The 19785-nt window shown below is 31.4% G+C and carries 20 protein-coding genes and 1 pseudogene; 4 read left to right on the forward strand and 17 right to left on the reverse strand.

The genetic code is table 11. The annotated features are described in order from the left end of the window. Positions 1-22 precede the first annotated feature (22 nt). Both AC4BBR_RS11990 and AC4BBR_RS11995 read right to left on the reverse strand, forming a co-directional pair. The gene (locus AC4BBR_RS11990; RefSeq protein WP_490459762.1) at positions 23-673 is read right to left on the reverse strand and encodes a hypothetical protein; all 651 of its coding nucleotides are present in this window, start codon (positions 671-673) and stop codon (positions 23-25) included. A 53-nt stretch (positions 674-726) separates the two neighbouring features. Next, entirely contained in the window at positions 727-1416 is a 690-nt protein-coding gene (locus AC4BBR_RS11995; protein WP_490459763.1) for a winged helix-turn-helix domain-containing protein, read from the reverse strand. Positions 1417-1608: 192 nt separating this feature from the next. Here AC4BBR_RS11995 and AC4BBR_RS12000 point away from each other — a divergent pair, with 192 nt between their 5' ends. From AC4BBR_RS12000 to AC4BBR_RS12010, 3 genes are read left to right on the forward strand one after another with little or no spacing between them, the layout of a single operon-like run. After that, positions 1609-2367 (forward strand): LytR/AlgR family response regulator transcription factor, encoded by a 759-nt coding sequence (locus AC4BBR_RS12000; RefSeq protein ID WP_490459764.1) that lies wholly within the window; start codon positions 1609-1611, stop codon positions 2365-2367. Next, the gene (locus tag AC4BBR_RS12005; protein ID WP_490459765.1) at positions 2360-3670 is read left to right on the forward strand and encodes a GHKL domain-containing protein; all 1311 of its coding nucleotides are present in this window, start codon (positions 2360-2362) and stop codon (positions 3668-3670) included. Before AC4BBR_RS12000 ends, AC4BBR_RS12005 begins: the two co-directional genes overlap by 8 nt. Positions 3671-3720: 50 nt before the next feature. Beyond that, positions 3721-5058 carry a hypothetical protein gene (locus tag AC4BBR_RS12010; RefSeq protein ID WP_490459766.1) on the forward strand — a complete coding sequence of 446 codons (1338 nt, stop codon included), beginning with the start codon at positions 3721-3723 and terminating at the stop codon, positions 5056-5058. 176 nt (positions 5059-5234) lie between these two features. On the opposite strand, the gene AC4BBR_RS12015 is transcribed toward AC4BBR_RS12010, so the two are convergent. The 6 genes from AC4BBR_RS12015 to AC4BBR_RS12040 form a co-directional block, all read right to left on the reverse strand. Next, positions 5235-5750, reverse strand: a complete 516-nt coding sequence (locus tag AC4BBR_RS12015; RefSeq protein ID WP_490459767.1) for a GNAT family N-acetyltransferase — start codon at positions 5748-5750, stop codon at positions 5235-5237. Positions 5751-5815: 65 nt separating this feature from the next. Beyond that, positions 5816-6235: a hypothetical protein gene (locus AC4BBR_RS12020; RefSeq protein WP_490459768.1), complete on the reverse strand. Its 420-nt coding sequence runs from the start codon at positions 6233-6235 to the stop codon at positions 5816-5818. Positions 6236-6276: 41 nt separating this feature from the next. Further along, positions 6277-6759 carry a hypothetical protein gene (locus AC4BBR_RS12025; protein WP_490459769.1) on the reverse strand — a complete coding sequence of 161 codons (483 nt, stop codon included), beginning with the start codon at positions 6757-6759 and terminating at the stop codon, positions 6277-6279. 174 nt (positions 6760-6933) lie between these two features. Continuing rightward, a complete protein-coding gene (locus AC4BBR_RS12030; protein ID WP_490459770.1) occupies positions 6934-7356 on the reverse strand; it encodes an SRPBCC family protein in 423 nt (140 codons plus the stop codon). A 169-nt stretch (positions 7357-7525) separates the two neighbouring features. After that, entirely contained in the window at positions 7526-7879 is a 354-nt protein-coding gene (locus AC4BBR_RS12035; RefSeq protein WP_490459771.1) for an MmcQ/YjbR family DNA-binding protein, read from the reverse strand. Between the two features lie 283 nt (positions 7880-8162). Beyond that, positions 8163-8294, reverse strand: coding sequence for a putative holin-like toxin (locus tag AC4BBR_RS12040; protein WP_083241837.1), 132 nt, complete (start codon positions 8292-8294; stop codon positions 8163-8165). A gap of 1421 nt (positions 8295-9715) precedes the next feature. Here AC4BBR_RS12040 and AC4BBR_RS12045 point away from each other — a divergent pair. Further along, entirely contained in the window at positions 9716-10009 is a 294-nt protein-coding gene (locus AC4BBR_RS12045) for a hypothetical protein (RefSeq protein WP_490459772.1), read from the forward strand. A 223-nt stretch (positions 10010-10232) separates the two neighbouring features. Here the strand turns inward: AC4BBR_RS12045 and AC4BBR_RS12050 are convergent. From AC4BBR_RS12050 to AC4BBR_RS12090, 9 genes and pseudogenes are all read right to left on the reverse strand, one after another. After that, a pseudogene (locus tag AC4BBR_RS12050) lies at positions 10233-11475 on the reverse strand (IS256 family transposase). A 280-nt stretch (positions 11476-11755) separates the two neighbouring features. Next, complete coding sequence (locus AC4BBR_RS12055; protein WP_490459773.1) at positions 11756-12643, reverse strand: DUF4435 domain-containing protein; 888 nt, start codon at positions 12641-12643, stop codon at positions 11756-11758. Further along, on the reverse strand, positions 12643-14028 hold the full coding sequence (locus tag AC4BBR_RS12060; protein ID WP_490459774.1) for an AAA family ATPase: 1386 nt from the start codon (positions 14026-14028) through the stop codon (positions 12643-12645). The genes AC4BBR_RS12055 and AC4BBR_RS12060 overlap by 1 nt, the downstream gene beginning before the upstream one ends. Positions 14029-14065: 37 nt before the next feature. Further along, positions 14066-14395: a nucleotide pyrophosphohydrolase gene (locus tag AC4BBR_RS12065; RefSeq protein WP_490459775.1), complete on the reverse strand. Its 330-nt coding sequence runs from the start codon at positions 14393-14395 to the stop codon at positions 14066-14068. Continuing rightward, complete coding sequence (locus AC4BBR_RS12070; RefSeq protein ID WP_490459776.1) at positions 14383-16116, reverse strand: DNA/RNA helicase domain-containing protein; 1734 nt, start codon at positions 16114-16116, stop codon at positions 14383-14385. Before AC4BBR_RS12070 ends, AC4BBR_RS12065 begins: the two co-directional genes overlap by 13 nt. Before the next feature lie 172 nt (positions 16117-16288). Continuing rightward, a complete protein-coding gene (locus AC4BBR_RS12075; protein WP_490459777.1) occupies positions 16289-16642 on the reverse strand; it encodes a hypothetical protein in 354 nt (117 codons plus the stop codon). An 11-nt stretch (positions 16643-16653) separates the two neighbouring features. Further along, complete coding sequence (locus AC4BBR_RS12080) at positions 16654-18168, reverse strand: HEAT repeat domain-containing protein (protein ID WP_490459778.1); 1515 nt, start codon at positions 18166-18168, stop codon at positions 16654-16656. 469 nt (positions 18169-18637) lie between these two features. Beyond that, on the reverse strand, positions 18638-19051 hold the full coding sequence (locus AC4BBR_RS12085) for a hypothetical protein (protein ID WP_490459779.1): 414 nt from the start codon (positions 19049-19051) through the stop codon (positions 18638-18640). Positions 19052-19204: 153 nt separating this feature from the next. Further along, positions 19205-19582 (reverse strand): hypothetical protein, encoded by a 378-nt coding sequence (locus tag AC4BBR_RS12090; protein ID WP_490459780.1) that lies wholly within the window; start codon positions 19580-19582, stop codon positions 19205-19207. Positions 19583-19785 lie beyond the last annotated feature (203 nt).

A 19785-nucleotide genomic window follows, 5' to 3' on the forward strand; every position in this document is an offset into this window, starting at 1 on the left:
AACTAAATGAATTGAATTCGTTTTAATCCTCTGACGTATAGATTTCAACTAGATATCCTTCATCTTGATGTTTGATTTCACTTACCAATGTGAATGATTGCTTTTTGAAATATGGCATCCAATACGCAATAAACTCGTTTGAATATGCTTCAGCTTCTTCTCGTTGATAAAAGGGTCCCGCTTCTTTTATACATTCTTTATCGGCATACCGTTCTTGATTATCTTCATATAAATACTTAGTAATAGCATACGTAATATAGACGATTACAACGGACGCAATCAACGTTGCCAAGAAATACGGCCAACAAATGGTCAACAGTAATGAAATAGAACAGCATAACGGAACGACTCCAAAACAAATCATTGCCACTAACGTGCTTTTCCCAAAACTAACTTCTTTTATATTTTTGAAAAAGAAGAAAAATAGTAAGAATAGACTGGCCAATAATAATAAAAAGTAACCGGTGGTAACTATCATAATTTCTGTTAAATAGAAACTTGAAATAAAAATCAGTTGAACGACATAACGTACATCCTTATCCACCCAAAAATACATTTCATGGTAAAAATTCCAAAATGATACTAAATAAATGAGCCAGCTAATGATAAGTACTATTCCAGCCAGATAATACCTTTTATACTTTTGAAAATAGTTATTCCTTGATTTAGTCACACTGCTTACCTTCCATTTCATCTAAATAATCGTTCATCGCCTTGTTTTTCAGGTCATTTAAAGTTAGCATTAAATAAATAACCATTGGATCTGACTGTTTTTACAATCTTTGGAGCCCCCACATCTTTTTCTAATTTCATTCTCAAATGAAAAATGATATTCGCTATTCGATAATTTTTTTCATCGTAAGGTAAATCCCATATTTGTTCATATAGTTCCTTATAAGACACCGCTTTTGGAGATGCTGAATATAGAAGCGAAAGAGTTTTATACTCTTTTTTCGTCAAATAAATTGGCGGTTTATCCCCAAGGAGAACGCAAAGATTTTCACTGACCAGTTTAAACGCTTTTTCATTCTTTCTTTTGATTGTTTCTTTAGTCTTATCCTCTATGTTTTTCTGTATCAATGCTAATCCATTATGTATCGCTTTTATAATTTCATCTTGTTGCATATCTTCATTGAAAACACTAATTACACCTATGTTATATAGCAGTAGTCTGTCATTAGCAGTACAATTTTCTTTGTATATCCAGACTGGACAAAAATTATGTTGTACAATGTTCATATACGCATTGCATATATCAGCAAGCTGTGAATCTCCTCCAACAATAAAATAAGCATCACATTCACTATTTTTAGTTAGCTCATCTTCTCGACTCGTTTCAATATCAGAATAGGATTGTAATTGGTGATACCAATTTTCTTTTTCACCGTTTAATGTAATAAAACCTAAATGAACCATCGTAGTCCTCCCAATTTAATTTTATTAAAAAAATTTATTTTTTATCTCACTGGATATAGTTTATTCTTTTTCAGAATAGAACAAAATGCCATGTAAACGCTTTAAATTACTAACTACATAAATTTTTTATCTTTATTTTTAAAAAAATTAGTGTTACTATCATTCATAAATAAAAAAATTAAGGAGAAATAAATGATTATATACGTTATTGAAGATGATAATCAGCAAAGAAAACAAATTATTCATTATTTAAATGAATGTAAACATAATTTTTTTGATTTAAAATTGTCAACACTTTCTAATCATTTAACGTTTATGGAAGAAATTTCTAAATTAAAAATTAATGACAATGATGTTTTTTTCTTAGATATTGATTTAAAGACTACCTATACAGGAATTGATTTAGCTTTGGAAATTCGCAAGTATAATACCAAATGTTCTATCATTTTTTTGACTAGTTTAGAAGATAAAGCCATCAGTGTATTAAATAATAATATTTTCCCTTTAGGTTATCTTATTAAAAATTTTAAAGATCCTTCAGAAACAAAAGAAATAATTACAGAAATGATAAAAAAAAGTCAATTAACTTCTAAAAACTTTTGGCGTTTCAAACAAGACAAAGTTCAATTTTCTAGTGGTTCTGAAACCTTGTTTTTCAATGCTCGTGATATCTGTTATATTCAATCGTTGAAAGGCTTTAATGGACGAGTCTTAATCAAAACACTAAATGAGGAAACAATCATTGAAGCGAAAATCGGAAAAGTCAAGAAGCAGTTACAGCAGGATTATATGATGACTTCTTTGCAATCTTATATCATTAACCTTGAAAATATTATTTCGATTGATAGAAAAAATGAGCAGATTTTATTTGATGGGCAGCAATTACTCTCAATTGGTGCCAAAAGCATTGACAAGGTAAAAAAAGCATTGCAGGTATATAGCGATGATTGATAATGTTTATTTTGTCTGTTTACTATCGCTTAATTATATTCTAGCCATTTGGTTGATTGCCTATAAACAGTTTTTATCCATTAAAGAATCGCTTGGTTTAACGTCCTTATTAGTCATTCAGGGAGTCATCAGTATTTGGCTCAATAATACATACTTTACATCGCTCTTACTGCTTTTCTTCCTTGCTCAATTTATTTTCGTGACGAGAAAGTTAAATGATTGGTTAATTTCTTCCCTATTGTTAGTTTTTGAAGATGCCATCATCTTGACTTCTTGGCTGCCAATGATTGACTTATGGAATATACTTCTACTCAAAAGAATTGTTTCTCCAGATACTTATATGACTTATCTTTTCTTCCTTGTCATCGCTCAGCAACTTTTATTAGCTCTATTGTTCATTATTACTCGATACATCTTAAAAAAATCAGCTGTTCTGAATGCTTTAGTCCTTCTTCCTAAAAAACATCGTGCGCTATCAATTACTATTCTTTTTTGCTTGTTTCTTTCAATCGGATTACAACAATCTGGCGTTTTCAAAGGGTATTCTATTGCTTACTTTTATAGTACGTTTATCGTTGTCGGTTTTACGGTGTTCTTCTCTTGGAATATTTTTTTACTTACCAAATACTACAAAGAAAAACAGTACTCTATGCTCTTAGCTGAAATGTATGCGGGAGAAAAACAAAAGATCGAATTAGCGACAAAATTTAGACACACGTATAAAGAGCTGCTAGTAAATCTAACAGCTGATTTAGAGGTCAATGATTTAGATCATGCTTCTCAACAACTTAACGATATTATTGATTATTCAGATTCATTTCTTACGCCTAATCTTTATAGAAAAATTGCTCTCGTCAATACGCCATCTATTCAAGGGCTTCTAGCTAATTTTTTAAAAAAATGTGATACTGCTTCGATTGATTTATCGCTTCAAGTCACTCAGGATCTCAGTTCTAGTGCAATGAATCTTGTTGATTTTATTCGTTGCTTTTCGATTCTTTTGGATAATGCTTACGATGCAACTCTCGTTAGCCAAGAAAAGTCGATTTCTATTGAAATTGAAGGAGACCCTGACTATATAACGATTACAGTTAAAAATACTTACGTTGAAAACCCAGAAATTGCCTTACAAGATTTTTTCCAGAATAATTTTTCTACCAAAGAGAACCATCAAGGAAAAGGATTACATATTTTTTCCAAAATCGTTGCTTCTTATAAAAAAGCAACCTATAGAATTTCAAAGAAAGAGAATTTTTTTATTATCGTATTTTCTATACCCAAACTAAAACATCCTACAGCATAAATATTCTTGAGAACGTTTATACTGTGGATGAATTGAGGTGAATCGTGTACATGGAAACACAAATGTATTATTATATTTTTTTCACTCTTGGCTTTTTACAATTGACCTGGTTTTTAGGTTATAAAAAGTACACTAGTAAAAAACAAAGCGCTATCCTTACCTTGATTCTAATCGTTGAATTCATGTCAACTATTTTTCAGATAGGAAATAGTGATCTGTTTCTACTAACTTATTTTATCCTTCAGCCTATTTTTGTACTCTGTCATTTAAATAGTTGGATTTTAATGACTTTATTTTTATTTTTAAATAATTCATTTTTAATTCTCTCTTGGTTATTTAGCTATGATTTTTTAAAATTATTATTTGAAACCCACACTATCAGTTCACAACAGTTTCAACAGTATACAACTGTATCTATACTCTTACAGCAAATGTTATTATTTCTTTTTATTCAGAGTTTTAATTATTTTGATACACGATTTTCAATTTTCGATTCTATTTCTCGAATCCATAAAAAATACAAAATCCAATCTCTTATTGGGATCATTTTTTTAATTATTTTGGGGATTGCTAGAAGAATCATTGTCAATGGTCATTTTACAGAATCCTTTTTTTATATCACAGTTGTATTATTAGTGTTAAGTCTGGCTGTTCATTTGACTGCCTACATTTACAGCCAGTACTATCAACAAACATTAGAAAAGAATATTCTTTCCCGACAATATAATCAAGAAATGGAAAAAATTACCTTATCCGACGAGTTCCGACATGATTATCGGAATATTTTATTGAGTCTAAATAGCTATATTCAAAATGGGGAAGTGGAAGAAGCGTTGGACTTTATTTCTTCAATAGTCAATTATTCACAACCACTTTTAGAAGATTCACCTTATGAACAAGTGGCTAATATAGAAATTCCTGCGATTCAAGGGCTATTGATTCAATTTCTTGATCTTGCTAAACGTAAAGGAATCGCGCTTAAATTGTCAATCTCTACTCCAATTCATGAAACAGATATTTCTATACAACCTGCTGATTTTATTCAGTGTTTATCGGCTTCACTTTCATATGCTTTGAACGCTCATGAAAAAATTCTTCTGATTATAAAAAAAGAGCAGAATCAAATCCACATCACATTAAATAACAATACAACAGATAGTAGTAGTACGGAAAATTTCTTCAAAAACCTAAATGATAAGAAACAACATGTGAAAAAATCTGAGTTGCGTCGAGTCAAAAAAATACTAAGAAAATATAAGAATACGTCTTTTAAATTTCATTCTAATGATCAATATTTTCAACTCCGATTTGATTTTCCAATAAATGATTCTGGTTTATCTAGTAGAAAAATTGATTCCAATCGCATCTCTTCCAGCACCTCATATTGATGTCATCAGAGTACAATACTATATCTAATAATTTAATTAAAAATAACCATCAAAAACGGAAACTGACTATACCGTTTTTGATGGTTATTTTTAATTATGATTCCCACAAACTTCTTATTTGCTCTCTCCTTGTTAAAACAAATGAAGCAACATCGTTTTAGCAAATAATCAACTGCTCACGTCAACTCTTTTTTCATAATCAAATCAATCTGTTCATCTTCCCCCATATAAAAAGAATGCTGGCCTATCTGAGTAAATCCCATCTTATGATAGAATTTCATAGCAGAAAAATTTTTCTCCCAAACACCTAACCAAATAGAAGTCTTGTTCAACTCTTTCGCTCGTTCTATAGCTTTATGATAAAGCCTTTTCCCAAGTCCCAATCTCTTAAAATTGGAATCGATATAAATCCGTTCAATTTCTAATGCATCTCCCTCAATGGTTTCGGTTTGAGCCTCATTTATATTGATTTTTAAATACCCAGCAAGTTGATCTTCTGAATAAACAAAATAGAACTCTGAATCTTTATTCTGAAGCTCGTTCGTTAATTTTTCGTCATTATACGCTTGGTCAAGATAATTGTTTAAATCTTCAGGTGTATTCTCTTTAGCAAATGTCTCTGTAAAAGTTTTGATACTTAAGGCTTGCAACGATGCCCGATCATTTAGGCTGATTTTTTTTATTTCGATCATGCTTTTTCCTTCTTTCTGGACTTTTTTAACAACCCCCGTTGAACATACTATCAAATTACTTATAATTAGTACTTGATCCCAATTATCTGTTGCAAACCATCACACGCCTTAACATTCGTTCCTAAATAAATCAATTCTGACAACTGTCTTATTTGTTTTTTTGTAAATGGACGAACATTCCAAGCAATGATTGTTTTATCCTTAAAAAGAAATTGGATCTCTTGTGATTTGTATGTGCCTTTATGAACGCGAATAGTAGGTTCTAATCTCGTTGAATTTAAATCTTTTGGTAACCCAAATTTCATCAATTTTTTCAACTCTAATTTGTCAATTCTCCTATCAAATTCTTTAGCATTTTCCCTCGCATAATAGCGACTGATTATAAGCGTGTCCTTATTCAAAATATAATATGTATTCACGAATCGCAAAGGCGCAAATAAGCTGAGAATAAGATAGATTGGATTTTGTGGTCTGATTTTTTTCATCGTTTTTCCTTTTCAATGAATTGATTTTCTAAATTTCAGCGCTATTCTAGCGAACTATTTTGAGCCGCTAATTCATCGATCTTTTGCTTGTTTAATAGAACTAAGTCTTTAAGCTCCTTAACCGTTATACTATTTTTATCTGTGTTAGAATCAACTTCTGTACCATTTTCATCTATACCTACTTGTCCTGTTACGATCGTTCCATCTGTAGACACCAAAATTCTATCTGACTCATCATGATCCATTTCTAAAAGAGTGATAATTTCATCTGCATTTGCTCCGTTAAATGTGTCGTATATTTTTTCTGCCCCTGCATTTTTTAGATCAATTGAAAATGATTCTACCTTTCTTTTACTTATTTTTTTCATGGATCGTTTAATCGCTTCTTTGTCTAGTGCTTGATTTTTAAGTTTCGTTTCTTCGCTATTTTGAGTTTGTACTTTTGTTTTGTTATAGACCGTAAACGTTATAAAACCGATTAGTAAAAGCAATGCAACGCTGACTAGATAACTCTTCTTTTTCATGTTGATTTCATCCTTTCTTTGTAAAACCTAACCCCTTACTTTAATTTTACAGGTTTGAGTGCTCTTTGTGTACTCTAAATTGAAAAAAGTAAGACGATAATCAGTTTTCCCCGATTACGGTCCTACTTTTTTCTTTTTTATCGTTTTAACTGTCTGTTTCACTCTTCTCATACACTAATTGCTTAATCTTATCAGTTCCGTTCCTGCTTTATCCCATAAATCATTCATCATCTCGTAATACTCATCATCCATTGCAACGTCTACAAGCATTTTCGTTTGATTGCCTACAGGTTCAAATAGGTAATGCTCAAGCATTTCGGCAAATTCAGGCACTTCCACATATTTACCATCCGTAACTTCTCCTAAGAATGCAAACTTGATCTCTTTCTCTGGTTCAAAAACGACGACTTTAGAAACCAGACCATTTCCTGTCCCATCCACAAATGAAATCGTTTCGTTCCATTTCATCTCACCTGAATAGGTCGATCCTTCTTGAAAAGCAGCAGCCCATACTTCATATTTGCTACGGTCAACAACAAGTTGCCAAGCTTTTTCGGGCGTGCAATTAAGTAAGAATTCTTTTTTGATGTGTTTCATTGTAAATCCTCCTTTTGCTTTTTCTTGCAGACATTATTTAGTAAATTGTTGTATCTATAGTATAGCATGTAAGCGGAATCAGTATAGTGTTATATGTATTACTAGTTAATAAACTGCAAAATTTTATAGTATTACTTTAAATAAAATCAAGAATAGTCGTTTTTGACCCTCAAGTTAGTCTGAAGCTATCATCGATTAATCCAGCGATTTGATCAAGATTCTCTACAGCAGAAAGATCTATTGTGATCCAATGCTTTTTATTCATATGATACGCTTGGTAGTATCCGTTTTTATTTCTTACTATCTCATTTAATTCTGGATTTATTTTTAAATTAATGACATCTATTTTTATCTCTTCTTCTCCATAAAGTTTATTTCTAGGAATCGTCATGATAAGCCCAAACCATTTTTTCTTCCGTTTATGTCGAAAGACACAATAGTTAGGGAATTTTTCAAAAATATATTCTGGATAGATCGTGTACGTTTCAACTATATACTCAATGATCTCTTCACGTTTCATCATGTCTTTGATTTTCCTTTCATCAAACTGAGCCTTCTTATTATAAAAATGGCTGCTTTCTGATTTTTTACTTTTACATTTTAGCTTCACATGCAAAAGAATTCTGTTGTTTGATCTTTTTGAAAGCATTTCTATGGATATGGCAAAAAAATTTGTTGTATGCTATAATTATAAGTGATAAGAGAGATATGCGCTAACATACCTCTCCTATGTAGAGCCGTTTAAGACGGTAGCGGATTTTTTAGTTAAAGAAATAACCAGTTAACCTGCTAAAGTTAATGACTGGTTATTTCTTTTTGTCGTTTTTAAGCAATTCTACAACTAAACGAATTAAAGCGATGGTAAACATACCAAAGCTTAGGATCAGTTTAATTGTGTCCAATGCTGACAAAAGGCTTTCTCTTTTGCTGAGAAACACAGTGAATGGTCTTGTGAACTGATGTTGAACAGTACAAGGCGACTTTAGGAGCGTTGCTTCTTCCCTACTCACTTTCATAAGCACCACCACCTTTCAGAAGTCGCCACCGTCATAACTTCTCTACAACAAAAAGTATATCATACTAATTGAACTTTTTAAACGAACGATTTTATTTTTATATAGCTGTCATTTGAGAATAAAAATAGCCTTTCGAAAAAAATTTTTTGTTATTTTTCCTTATATATAAGGGAGCAATTTTTTGTGTTATTTAATGGTATTTGTAAGAAAAATTATGTTGCGTGTTCGTATTCTTTTCGTATATACTTAAGAGGTAGAATAGAAAAAACAGTTCATATCAACATGAACTGTTCAAATCTGAATATAAAATAAATTGGCACTTCAAAGCCTGGCAGCAACCAAGCATTTGAAGCCTTGTAAAGACAGCGAACACTGCCCAAACAAGTTGCCAATAGTGCTAGCAACATGTACTAGCTTCTTTCATTGTACCTAAAGTCCGCCTATTTTTCTATAGGTTTCTTGGATTCTCTTTGGGTTACTTTGAAAAAGTAGTAGATGATTCTTCGGGACTATTGTAAACGATATTGGGTGAGGTTACCTGATATCGTTTTTTTCTATTCTACAAATCTGGTGAAAGGAGGTTTCATTCAAAGTAAAGTAAATGATCAATGATAGATATGAGGCAAGGAGACAACGTTCACCTTGTACTTTGCATCATCCACTCTGCCCTTTGGTCAGTCGTGGTCCTTCAATTCTTAGAGCTTTAGCTCTTAGAAATTGATGAGATCGAAGTGGAACATAGTGGTGCAAAACAAAAAAAGGCACTTCACCATCTGACAGCAATCAGGTGATGAAGCCTTGCATAGACAGCGAACACTATCTATACAAGTTGCCAATTGCTAGCACAAAAGCACTAGCTCTTTTATTGTACCTAATTTTACTGGGATTTTCTAGTCTGTCTGGAAACTTTTGGTTGGGATTTTGTATTTTATGGAGGGTTTGGGCTTTATCTAGAGGATTGATGACGATATTGGTAGTTAAGTTAGGATGATAAAAAGTTATAAGACACATTGAACATTTGATTAGATACAAAGAGAGCAACGACTGTTTTACAGTCCTTGTACTTTTCATCATCAAATCACTACGTTCTTTGTGATTCAAAGCAGCTTTTTCTCACTGATTACTACAATAGCGTTTTTTGTTTTGCTTTGAGAAGAAAGTGATTGGAACATCCGCAGGGCTTAGAAAATCATCCATAAGTCGTTTTTATCACTGGTTTGTTTAATCGTTGCCCCAATCAATGCGCAGATAGATGAGTTATGTATATGGGGCGTTGAATGATGTTGTTCAGCGCTTCGTGTTACTGGTTTTAAGAGTACTTTTAAAAAGGGAGGAAATGGGTTATGAAAAAAGAAGGTCAGAATTTGAAGGTGATTCCTTATCAGGATATTACGGATTTGCAGCATACGTTGGATCGGTTGCAGTCTTGGGAGGAGCCGCTTGCTGTGTTGGATCATTTTTTTCAGTTTCGGAAAGGGCCGATTAATAAGAAACAGGTTGTGAAGGAGTATTATGCTTGTGGGCATTTGTTTCATGCTTTTTTTGAGGAGTTTTTGAGGTTGATGGAGATTGAGGAGGAGAAGGTGAGGAAGTTGGATGGGGAGAGGACAGTTTCGGGTGATAGTTTGAGAACGTGATGTTGAAATAAAATAAACTAGGTTCACTGCGTTGAGTGTTCCTAGTTTATAATATCCGATTATTCAAAATCAAAATGGGTTTGTCAACTAAAGTGTGTAACTGACAAATCTAAGAACGAAAAAGAACATTAAACAATTCCTAAATAACCTTTGGTTAAAAGAGCTTAAGAAAGAAACCTTACCGAAAAGGAAAATTTGATGTTCTTTTTTGATGCAACAGTGACTAGGAAATATATAAGCTATAAGTGTTGATGCGCTCAGAAAACTGTTCATTCGCCATTAATTGATTTAAGACCATCGGCCAATTGGGTATAAACCCAGCTGTCCATTTCTTTTCCAATTCTGTTACTCGTAGATAAAGAAGTTTTAAAAGAGCGGTTTCATTTGGAAATGCACCTTTTTTAGTTACTTTTCTAAAGCTGGAATGAATACTTTCAACGGCATTTGTTGTGTACATAATTTTACGCACTGCGCTACCATAATCATAAAGTTGTTCCACATGAGAAAAATTACGTTTCCAAACACAGCACCAGAGTAGTGAGACCAACGTTTTTGAAAGGCATCAAAAGCACTCTGACAAGCTTTTAACGAAGGAGCACCATAAAATTTTTCATTTCCCTAGAAAATTCCTTGTAGTCTTTATAAGGAACATACCGAAGCGCATTGCGCACTAAATGGACGATACAACGCTGAACGATCACCTTTGGAAAAATAGATTTTGTGCCATTTTCAAGACCAGAAACACCATCCATAGACATAAAGAAAATATCCTGTACACCACGAGATTTCAATTCATCAAAAATCTGCATCCAGCGGTTTTTACTCTCAGTTTCATTCAGCCACAACCCTAAAATGTCTTTTTTCCCTTTTAAATCATACCCAAGAATTGTATAGACAGCGTATTCTTTCACTTCATAATTTTCTCTTAACGTCACATACATACAATCCACAAAAACAAAGGCATAGCACTTCGCTAGAGGACGATTTTGCCATTCCTCCAGTTCTGGAAGAACAGAATCGGTGATTGTAGAAATCATTTCGTGAGAAATGGAAAACCCATAAATATCATCAATGGTATGAGCGATATCTCTTTGGGACATACCTCTGGCATACATGGACAAAACCTTTGATTCGATAGCTGAAACATCCCGTTCACGTTTCTTAATAAGTTCTGGTTCAAACGTGGCTTCTCTGTCTCTAGGTACATCAATAGGGACTTCTCCAAAGCTTGTTTTTACTTTCTTAGAGCCAAATCCATTTCTTCGATTGTTCGTTTCTTTCTCCTGTTTTGAGTGAATATCGTAGCCTAAATGATGGGTCATTTCGCCTTGAAGCATTTGTTCAAATAAGGGACCAAAAATATCTTTTAGCGCTTCTTGCATGTCATCGACATTTTCAGGATTGTAGTTTTCTAGAATAGTTTTCGCTAGTTCGACGGTTTTAGGATCTCTTTTCTGTCTTGCCATATTCTCGCATCCTTTCATTTTTATTTTATCTGAATTTTCTTTACACGAAAAGAAAAACTGTATAAGTAGCTTATCTAGAATTAGCTACTTACACAGTTTATTTTACACTCTCATCAAAATAGCCACTATCTATTTTGAAAACTTTATACGTCTTGGCCGTTTCAACACCAACTTGATAATAAATCAGTATATATACTAGTTGTATGCCATCAATTAGAAAATGCTTTTCTTTTTATCAAAATTCAATCTCTTCATAAAAAGTCTTAACAAAAAATAAATTCTATGCAATTCTGTTAATAAAGTATTCTTTCATTGATACAGGGAACTCTGCGTACTGGGCAAAGTCTGAAAGTGTACAATAACTAGGTGAAAAAGCTATTCCTTTTTTACAATTAAAAAGTTTACCTTTGCCTAATTCTTCTTGAACAACTTCCAAAAATTTTAATAAAAACGAGTATTCATATTTCCCTCTAAAATCGTAACTATACCTCTTCTGATCAAACATTCCTTTTACTTCTTCTAGTTCATCATTTGTATATTCAACAGCTTTATTAAACAATTTAAAGATTTCATGGTGCTCTAAAAGTTTATTAACACCATTGATTGAAATATTTACTATTTTTTTTAAATCAATGTCGTTTAATCGTAATTTAATTTCTTCACCTGTCAACTTTGATTTTTCCTTCTGTAATCTAATGAGGCTGTTAAATTCCAATACATTTTCATGAAATTTATTTTGTAAATCAATATAAAGTGAAATAATTTTTTTTAATGGTTCATCCTCGATATGCCAAGCATGCTTAAGTATGTCTTCTATAACTTGTTTATTTACATAAAAATTCTCTATTGAGTATGTTTCTGTAACATATATATCACTTGATAAATTCATATCATCAAAGTCTCTATCTACTATAAATAGAATTTTATAATCATTATAGAATTCTAAATTTGAAATAATATCGTAATTCTTAAGAACATTTTTTTTACCTTTTGATTCAATGAAGTGAATATTAGCATTTGGAGGTAAATGTGGTTTAAATTTACAGTAAAAATACTCGGAATCTTGTCCTTCAACAACTACATATATACTACCTGTTTCTTTAAAACGTAATCTCATTTTATGTTGTTCACCTAAAAGAGAAATTTGATCTATCTCTTCCCCACTCATTATAAATCTCCTTTGGTAATTTGAATGTAGCTTTTTTCTAAATTTTGTACGCCATTCTTATCTAAATTATTATATATGAATGGTGAATGTGTCACAGCAATCAAATAATTACAATTTTCTGAAGTAAGTATATCTGGAAGTAATGTTTCTTGCCAAAATAATGATAACGATAACTCTGGTTCATCAATTAATAAAATGAACTCTTCTGATTCTTCATCCAGAAAAATCAAAGTAAACATTGAAATTATCTGTTTTTCCCCAGATGAAAGTTTATCCAAGCTTATTATTTTCTTATTTTTATTTTGCTCAACAAACAATTTAATTTTTATTTCATCATATACAATACTTATTTTAACAAGATATTTATTGCACAACTTAACAAAACGTTTAATTTTATTTTCTATTAATTCTTGCTCTTTTGTATGAAGTATTAATCTATTTATAAAATATTGCAATCCCTCATTTAATACTTCTCCCTGAGTAACATTTTCTAATATACTTCTTTTAATCTCACTATTTAGGTTATCATCACTTATTCGATTCAGTAATATCTGAATATGGTCTATTTGATCATCATCAAATATTTTTTCTTCAACTTCATTATTCGAAGTAAACAAATATGTCAACATATCCCCTGTGACTTGATTAAATGAATCTACAGTAAATGCTTTTATTTTTTCTTCAAGTTTTCTAAACTTTCCTTTCACATCCTCCATACCAGAATTTAACATCTGTACGCTATTAGATTCAGCCAATTTTGATATCTTTCTACCTAGTGGATAATTTCGATCTTCTTCATACCTCTCTGGTATTATCTTTCTTAAATCTTCTTCTATTCTTCTATATGTCGGAAAATAAATAACTTTCTTTCTATTTTTATTCAGTACTTTTAAGTAAATTATCCAATCATTATAAATAACTTTATATTCATATTGTTCCTCTGTTTCATCCGATAAAATCTCCCAAAATCTTCTAAATATTCTTTCTGGAATCTCTTCATCAGCTCTTAATAAATCCAACTTTTCAATAAATTGGATAGTTTCATTTTTATCAAGATAACTTTTTAAAATATTGAAATCTTCACCAGATAAATGATTTCTAAAACTAAGGCTTAACCGTCTAAATCCCTCCTCAATATTTAAAGTAGTAAGAATATCATTTTTAGTAAAAGTATATTTTTGTTTTTCAAATTTAACATCTATTTTTTCAAATTCTGTATCCAACATTTTCTCAGAATTACCTGTTAAAACACAATGAATAATATTTAAAATATTTGTTTTTCCAATCCCATTTTCACCAATAAATACACTGTAATTCCTATCTTCAAAATTCAATTCAACATCATAAACTTCAAACAATGAATAAATTTTTATTTCTTCAATCATTCATTTATCTCCTTATCTCAAATTTTTATTTTAATAATTACAACTGCTTGTACTTCTCTTTATTCCCCTTACTCTTCTCAACCGGATACTTCCGATTATTCAACTCCAACTTCTTCTCAATAATCCCCTCAACATCCAACTCCAAATCAGATGCCAACATCAAACTATAAATCAGCACATCCGCCAATTCCTGTTCAATATTCTCTTGATTCTTCTCTTTCGCTTCTTCACTTGTTTTCCACTGAAAATTCTCCAGTAGTTCCGAAGCTTCCAAAGAAATCGAAATTGCTAAATCTTTTGGATTATGAAATTGTCGCCAATCGCGATCATCTCTAAATTGATTGATTTTCTTGATTAATTCGTCCATTTTGATTTCTCCTTTTGAATTGTCATTAACTTCTCTCTCCGTTTATCATCACTTGCGTAAATATATAAACCATTGATTCCTCGTTTTAACAAAACATTGATCGAATTCAAAATGATTTGTTCTTTCACTTTATCGATATTTTCGATTCCTTCACGACTTTTAAATGCTTCTGAATCTTTGTATTTTTCAATATCGATTTTTAACTCATTCTTTTCAGCATCATAACCAATTGAAGGACCTAAAATCACACCTACATAGTTTAAATCAAAACCTTGTATTGTATAAATCGATCCAACCTCATTGATTGTTTCTTCTTCTTCTGCCCAACTTTTTTTGTAATCTGTACGGTTCCATGGAGCAGAAAAATCTCCTTCTTCAACGAGATACTCTCCACCATCCTTTTTATGAATATAGTCAAAAGTTGAAACTATTCTACTTAATCCTGATTTTTGATTTCTTGCTTTTATTTCCATTCGCATATCTTCAGCACTAGAGAAAAAACGGAAATCAAAATCCTCATCTCCAAATCTTTTTTCTACTTTAGTCTTTTCTCGTTTTGTCACTTTAGGAAATGGCAAAATTTTTCGATCTACAAATGAATCTACCCAATGAACGATTTCAGGAGCAGCTTTCATTCTAAATTGAGTCGTTAAATGATATTCTTCATGAATTAGGTACTTATCTTTTATTTCAACAAGACTATCAACATTCCAATGACTTTTTAGCTTTAGAACTTGTTTTTCATCAAATACAACAATCGTGACTTTACTTCTTTTGATAACCTCTTCCAGTTGGTTCTCATATTCAAAACTATTGTACTTGTCTTTCGTAGAAAGTAGTAAATGAGATTCATCTACTAGTACGATGTCTGCTTGTTTTCGTTTTCCCTTGTCAATATCATTGATAAAACTAGTTGGTTTCATAAAGTTTTTCTTTTTTAAGTTGGGCAAACTTTCGGCGATACTCTTATATGTTTTCAACATCTCATTATGGTTTACTAGAAGATAATTATTATCCTGATTAAAATTAGAAAACTCATTATCTTCTTTCTTTTCAGCTAAATCTTGAATCGTTTTAAATATGGAACTCAAAACAACACTTTTACCTGTACCAGCTTCTCCTGCAATAAAAAAGACATGATGTTCATTTTCTGTATCAGCTAAGCTTCTTTTACAGAACTCAATTACCTTTTCTTTTAAGTCTTGTTGTTCAGGTGATAATCCACGAAATGGTGATAATTTGAAGGTGTCCTTATTTCTTAAAAAATCAGCACTGTGTTCAACAATTTTTTCATCTCTAAGACGAGTCCAAATTTTCGGAAACAACACTTCATCATAGTATCTTTTATCATAATAGTTATGAGATTCGCTACCTTTGATTTGGCTTCTATTTTCAACTTTGTATTTTTCATCAGCGATAAAACAACTGATTAAATTCGTTTCAATATTCAACGCCGCAGATACGTTCAATGTGTCATGTCCAATCATGACGATTTTCTTCATCATCGCTTTGTTATTGTTTTTTAGATGTTCTGACATCCGTTTATCAAAGCGCCTACTTTGTCCGACATACGCTTCTGGTAACTTCTTTTTATCCGTATTATATAAGATATACAAAATAGGATAATTGGTTTCAAAAGGATCTTTTAAGTTTTCAACCCCTTTTTCACAAAAATCATATTCTTTGAGCTGTATTTGTATACTATCATCTTCATAATTCATAAACGACACTCCCCTAAACACATTGTAACAATTATTTTCAAAATAAGGAACCTTTTATACAAAAAAGTTATATTTTATAGATATAAATGGACAAATTTTTCGTAATAAAAAGCATCCATAATTATTAGACATTAATTCTAACAATTATAAAATGCTTTTTTGCATTATCATTCTAAAAAATCAATAACCTCGTGATTCTTCTTAACTCATCATTAATCCACATAATACTCTCATTTTCTTCCAACTCTTGAAAATTCTTGATACAAAATAAATCATTCTCACTAAGATGATAACTCCAACTTATAAGAATATATTCAAATCGATCTAGGATCATTCGAATAATATCCACATAATGCTTTGTTTTTCCATTCACCTTATAAAAATCTAATAATTGTTCACATAAAGTAACTAAATGTTTGAACGCATCTAAATCAATAATGTTCTCCTCGTGAAGTAGATAAATAAATGAATCATATTTATATCCTTCAACTTCTTTGAAAACTCGTTCTTCAATTAATCGATCCATCAATACCTCCACTACTTTTCTCCCAAAACTTTCCACAACACATCCAAAACGCCCACCGAATATTGCCCATAATTTTTATTTATCAAATAAGCCAGCTCCACCTTATCCTTCAAACTAAATCTAAAAAAGAACCGCCGATTCCAGCTACGCAACCAGCCAACAAGTTGTTGTTCAATCTTATCTTTCACTACTTGTTCTGCTGCATCTATATACAATGAAACCAACTCATAAAAGGAATCCTTACGACTATCTTCGCCAAGAATTTTGATAATACTTAATTGAAAATGTGTTTCTTTTTTCTCTTTAAATAGAGGAATCAATTGCTTTTTGATACTCAATGAATAATTTGCACTCAACTGTTCTATAGCTCTATTTCTTACATCTCTAGAAGGATCTGATAAACATTCAATATATATTGGCAAGCGCTCTTCTAAAGGTAAACAATTTGCCCAATTCAACACGGATATTCTGATTTTCTTTTTACTTGAATCCATCAGTGGCAACATTCGTTCATAGTCTCTTTTATCTTGCAAGATTGATAATCCATGAATCGCATTGATTAAGTTATCGTTTAAATGCTGTAGGTAATATTCTCTACAATCAATTTCTGGAAATTGATTTTTCACATAATCAAGTGCTAAATATTTAATTGCAGCTGTTTGATCCAATAATTTGGGAATCATCCGTTCCTCTTTAACTCGATTGTTATAACACCACTCACATACAAGTTTTCGAATAATCATTTGCGGATGACTGAATAGCTGAGACAGATACACTTTTTCCCATTGCTCTTCTTTTAGTATTTCTTTGAATGTCCAAATTAAAATGACTCGATCTGCACTTTTCAAACCATTTCTTAAGACTCGTTTTCTCTGTTCGCCAACAAACAAAAAACTCAATTCAAAGGCATATCTTGCAATGCTAAACTCTTTATTGTCTTGCGCTTTGAACAACAACTTAGGAGAATCCAATAAAAAAGTCGTCAATCGTTCATAAATAAATTGATTTTCTTTATGTTCTAATTTTTTTAGATGTTTGATTAGTGGAAAGGAGAAAATAAGAGACTCCTCACTCGTTTGGCTAAAGTTTTTCTCTAGCTCTTGGCTTGCCACTTTTCGCAATATTTCAACATGATCATTTAATGTGACAAGTAAAAATAGCAGTCTATTTTCTGACGCTTCTACAATCATTTTTCGCAAAGCGTATTCTCTAACATAGCCATTGGGATGACAAACTAACCAACACCAAAGAATCGTCGAGTTAGCTTCTGGAAAGCGTTTAACGATCGATTCATTGATGTCCAACCAACCCCACGTGTTGGAACCATATGAAAAAGCTCTTAATTGTTGAAATGTGTTGAAAAATTCTTTCGGTGTTTGCTCTTCTAAAATCTGTTCAAGATACTTTGTATAGGTTAATCTGTTTTCTTGATTGAATATGATCTTTTTATAGCAATACTTGATTGCTGCTGTAATGCTTTTAATTTCCGATTGTTCCATTTGCAATACCAACAACGTTTGGTTCATTTTATTTCCCCACTTATTTTCATTTATAAATTATAATTATATTCATTACTGCTATTTTAACATAAGATACTCCTTCTTTTTGATTAGACAAATGAGGTTATAAATGTAAGGTTAGTTCTTAAATTAGGAGATTTCAAATCCATATTTTAGTCATAAGAGGAACTGACTACATAAAAAAATAGTATATGAATCAACGTTAGTTTTTTCCCTTTACTAGAAGCATAGCTTTCAAAATTGTTGATGCTTACAAATAAAACGGATAAGCTGCTTTTTATTCCAGAAGTGTTAGAACCTTGAGCGAAAGAGAATGCTTTTTTTGATGAAAAAGAACTATCTGATAAACTACTTAGTAAATTGATTCGGATGTCTATGTGGAAACTCGTGTGTTCCAGATGAATTTTATTGTTTTACTATTCAATAAAATTCTCATTGGTGTAAGAAATGCTCCAATTCATAATAATATTCTTTATTATTTATTCAAAATTGTAATTTCAGTATCCATAACACTTATAACTTCAATAACAAAATTGAGAGTGATTATTATATAGTGTTTCATATTTAAGTACTCATATACTCCTCCACTGGTTTTTTTTATAAGATTTCCAAAATCTCCACCTTGCATCTCATAAATAACACTTTCAAATCCTTGCCCCTTAAACTTCTCAATTTCCTCATCACAGAAAACTTCTCTGAGATACATCCCTTCATCAGCAACTCGCATGGCTTTAGTAGCGAAAAAATCAATTACAACCTTTTCCTTTTCGTCTTTTCCGTATTCTAATTTTAGAATCAAACCATCCATATCTCCACTTTTAATACTTACCAAATAGTCATGTCCACAGTGCGGTATCAATCCTGAAAATCTATCTATCCATTTTTCCATTCTCTTCACTTCTTCAAATTATTTTTTAGTTCTGCTTTTTCACCTGAATAAAGTCTCTCAATCGTTCTCCACCTGATTTATATGAAAAATCAGAAATCTTAGTAAAGTAAAACTTCCAGCTTTTACCATTTAGATTCTATTTTGTTGTTGAACCTAGTTAACATCGATAATTTCTACTCGCTCAGCTAAAACCCAACCATTCATACCATAAGAAGAGTATAAAACCTGATAGGTCATATGCTCTTTTCTTATTTCTTCCTCCAGCTCTTCCAATGAATTATACCGCATTGGCCATACATTTTTTTTCCCTTGAATTAATAATTCTTTATTTTCAATAAAAAATTTATCTAAAGCCCTTTCTTCTAAGTCTAAAATAATACTGTAAGGCATTTCATCATAAAATTTGTAACATAAAAAATTACGGAATATGACCTTTTTTTCTTTCTCATCATCAGAAATGTTGATGACTATATCCTTATTTTCAAAATTTACAAAATAGCTTTTTATTTCATAGTCATGTACCATATTCATTTTTACCATTCTCCTTTTTGTCTAGGTATTTTTTTAGTCCAATCCCACTTGTGTCTATGAGGAAATTCATGTGTTCCGTCGTCAGGGTGATTGTAGTCTATATCTTCAATGGGCAGACCATCTGGCCCATAGTATCTCCTTTGTTTTACTGAACCATCATCATTTAATAGGTCAGCAGATGAGTTTGGATCACCTTCTTTATC

The sequence above is a fragment of the Enterococcus sp. AMC1251 genome, from assembly GCF_058216535.1.

Coding starts and splice junctions, on each gene's coding strand:
- AC4BBR_RS12015 (WP_490459767.1), bottom strand. CDS start 5,750: ATGATCGAAATAAAAAAAATCAGCCTAAATGATCGGGCATCGTTGCAA.
- AC4BBR_RS12035 (WP_490459771.1), bottom strand. CDS start 7,879: ATGATGAAACGTGAAGAGATCATTGAGTATATAGTTGAAACGTACACG.
- AC4BBR_RS12080 (WP_490459778.1), bottom strand. CDS start 18,168: ATGAACCAAACGTTGTTGGTATTGCAAATGGAACAATCGGAAATTAAA.
- AC4BBR_RS12060 (WP_490459774.1), bottom strand. CDS start 14,028: ATGATTGAAGAAATAAAAATTTATTCATTGTTTGAAGTTTATGATGTT.
- AC4BBR_RS12030 (WP_490459770.1), bottom strand. CDS start 7,356: ATGAAACACATCAAAAAAGAATTCTTACTTAATTGCACGCCCGAAAAA.
- AC4BBR_RS12070 (WP_490459776.1), bottom strand. CDS start 16,116: ATGAATTATGAAGATGATAGTATACAAATACAGCTCAAAGAATATGAT.
- AC4BBR_RS12090 (WP_490459780.1), bottom strand. CDS start 19,582: ATGAATATGGTACATGACTATGAAATAAAAAGCTATTTTGTAAATTTT.
- AC4BBR_RS12010 (WP_490459766.1), top strand. CDS start 3,721: ATGGAAACACAAATGTATTATTATATTTTTTTCACTCTTGGCTTTTTA.
- AC4BBR_RS12055 (WP_490459773.1), bottom strand. CDS start 12,643: ATGAGTGGGGAAGAGATAGATCAAATTTCTCTTTTAGGTGAACAACAT.
- AC4BBR_RS12025 (WP_490459769.1), bottom strand. CDS start 6,759: ATGAAAAAGAAGAGTTATCTAGTCAGCGTTGCATTGCTTTTACTAATC.
- AC4BBR_RS12075 (WP_490459777.1), bottom strand. CDS start 16,642: ATGGATCGATTAATTGAAGAACGAGTTTTCAAAGAAGTTGAAGGATAT.
- AC4BBR_RS12005 (WP_490459765.1), top strand. CDS start 2,360: ATGATTGATAATGTTTATTTTGTCTGTTTACTATCGCTTAATTATATT.
- AC4BBR_RS12085 (WP_490459779.1), bottom strand. CDS start 19,051: ATGGAAAAATGGATAGATAGATTTTCAGGATTGATACCGCACTGTGGA.
- AC4BBR_RS12000 (WP_490459764.1), top strand. CDS start 1,609: ATGATTATATACGTTATTGAAGATGATAATCAGCAAAGAAAACAAATT.
- AC4BBR_RS11995 (WP_490459763.1), bottom strand. CDS start 1,416: ATGGTTCATTTAGGTTTTATTACATTAAACGGTGAAAAAGAAAATTGG.
- AC4BBR_RS12045 (WP_490459772.1), top strand. CDS start 9,716: ATGAAAAAAGAAGGTCAGAATTTGAAGGTGATTCCTTATCAGGATATT.
- AC4BBR_RS12020 (WP_490459768.1), bottom strand. CDS start 6,235: ATGAAAAAAATCAGACCACAAAATCCAATCTATCTTATTCTCAGCTTA.
- AC4BBR_RS12065 (WP_490459775.1), bottom strand. CDS start 14,395: ATGGACGAATTAATCAAGAAAATCAATCAATTTAGAGATGATCGCGAT.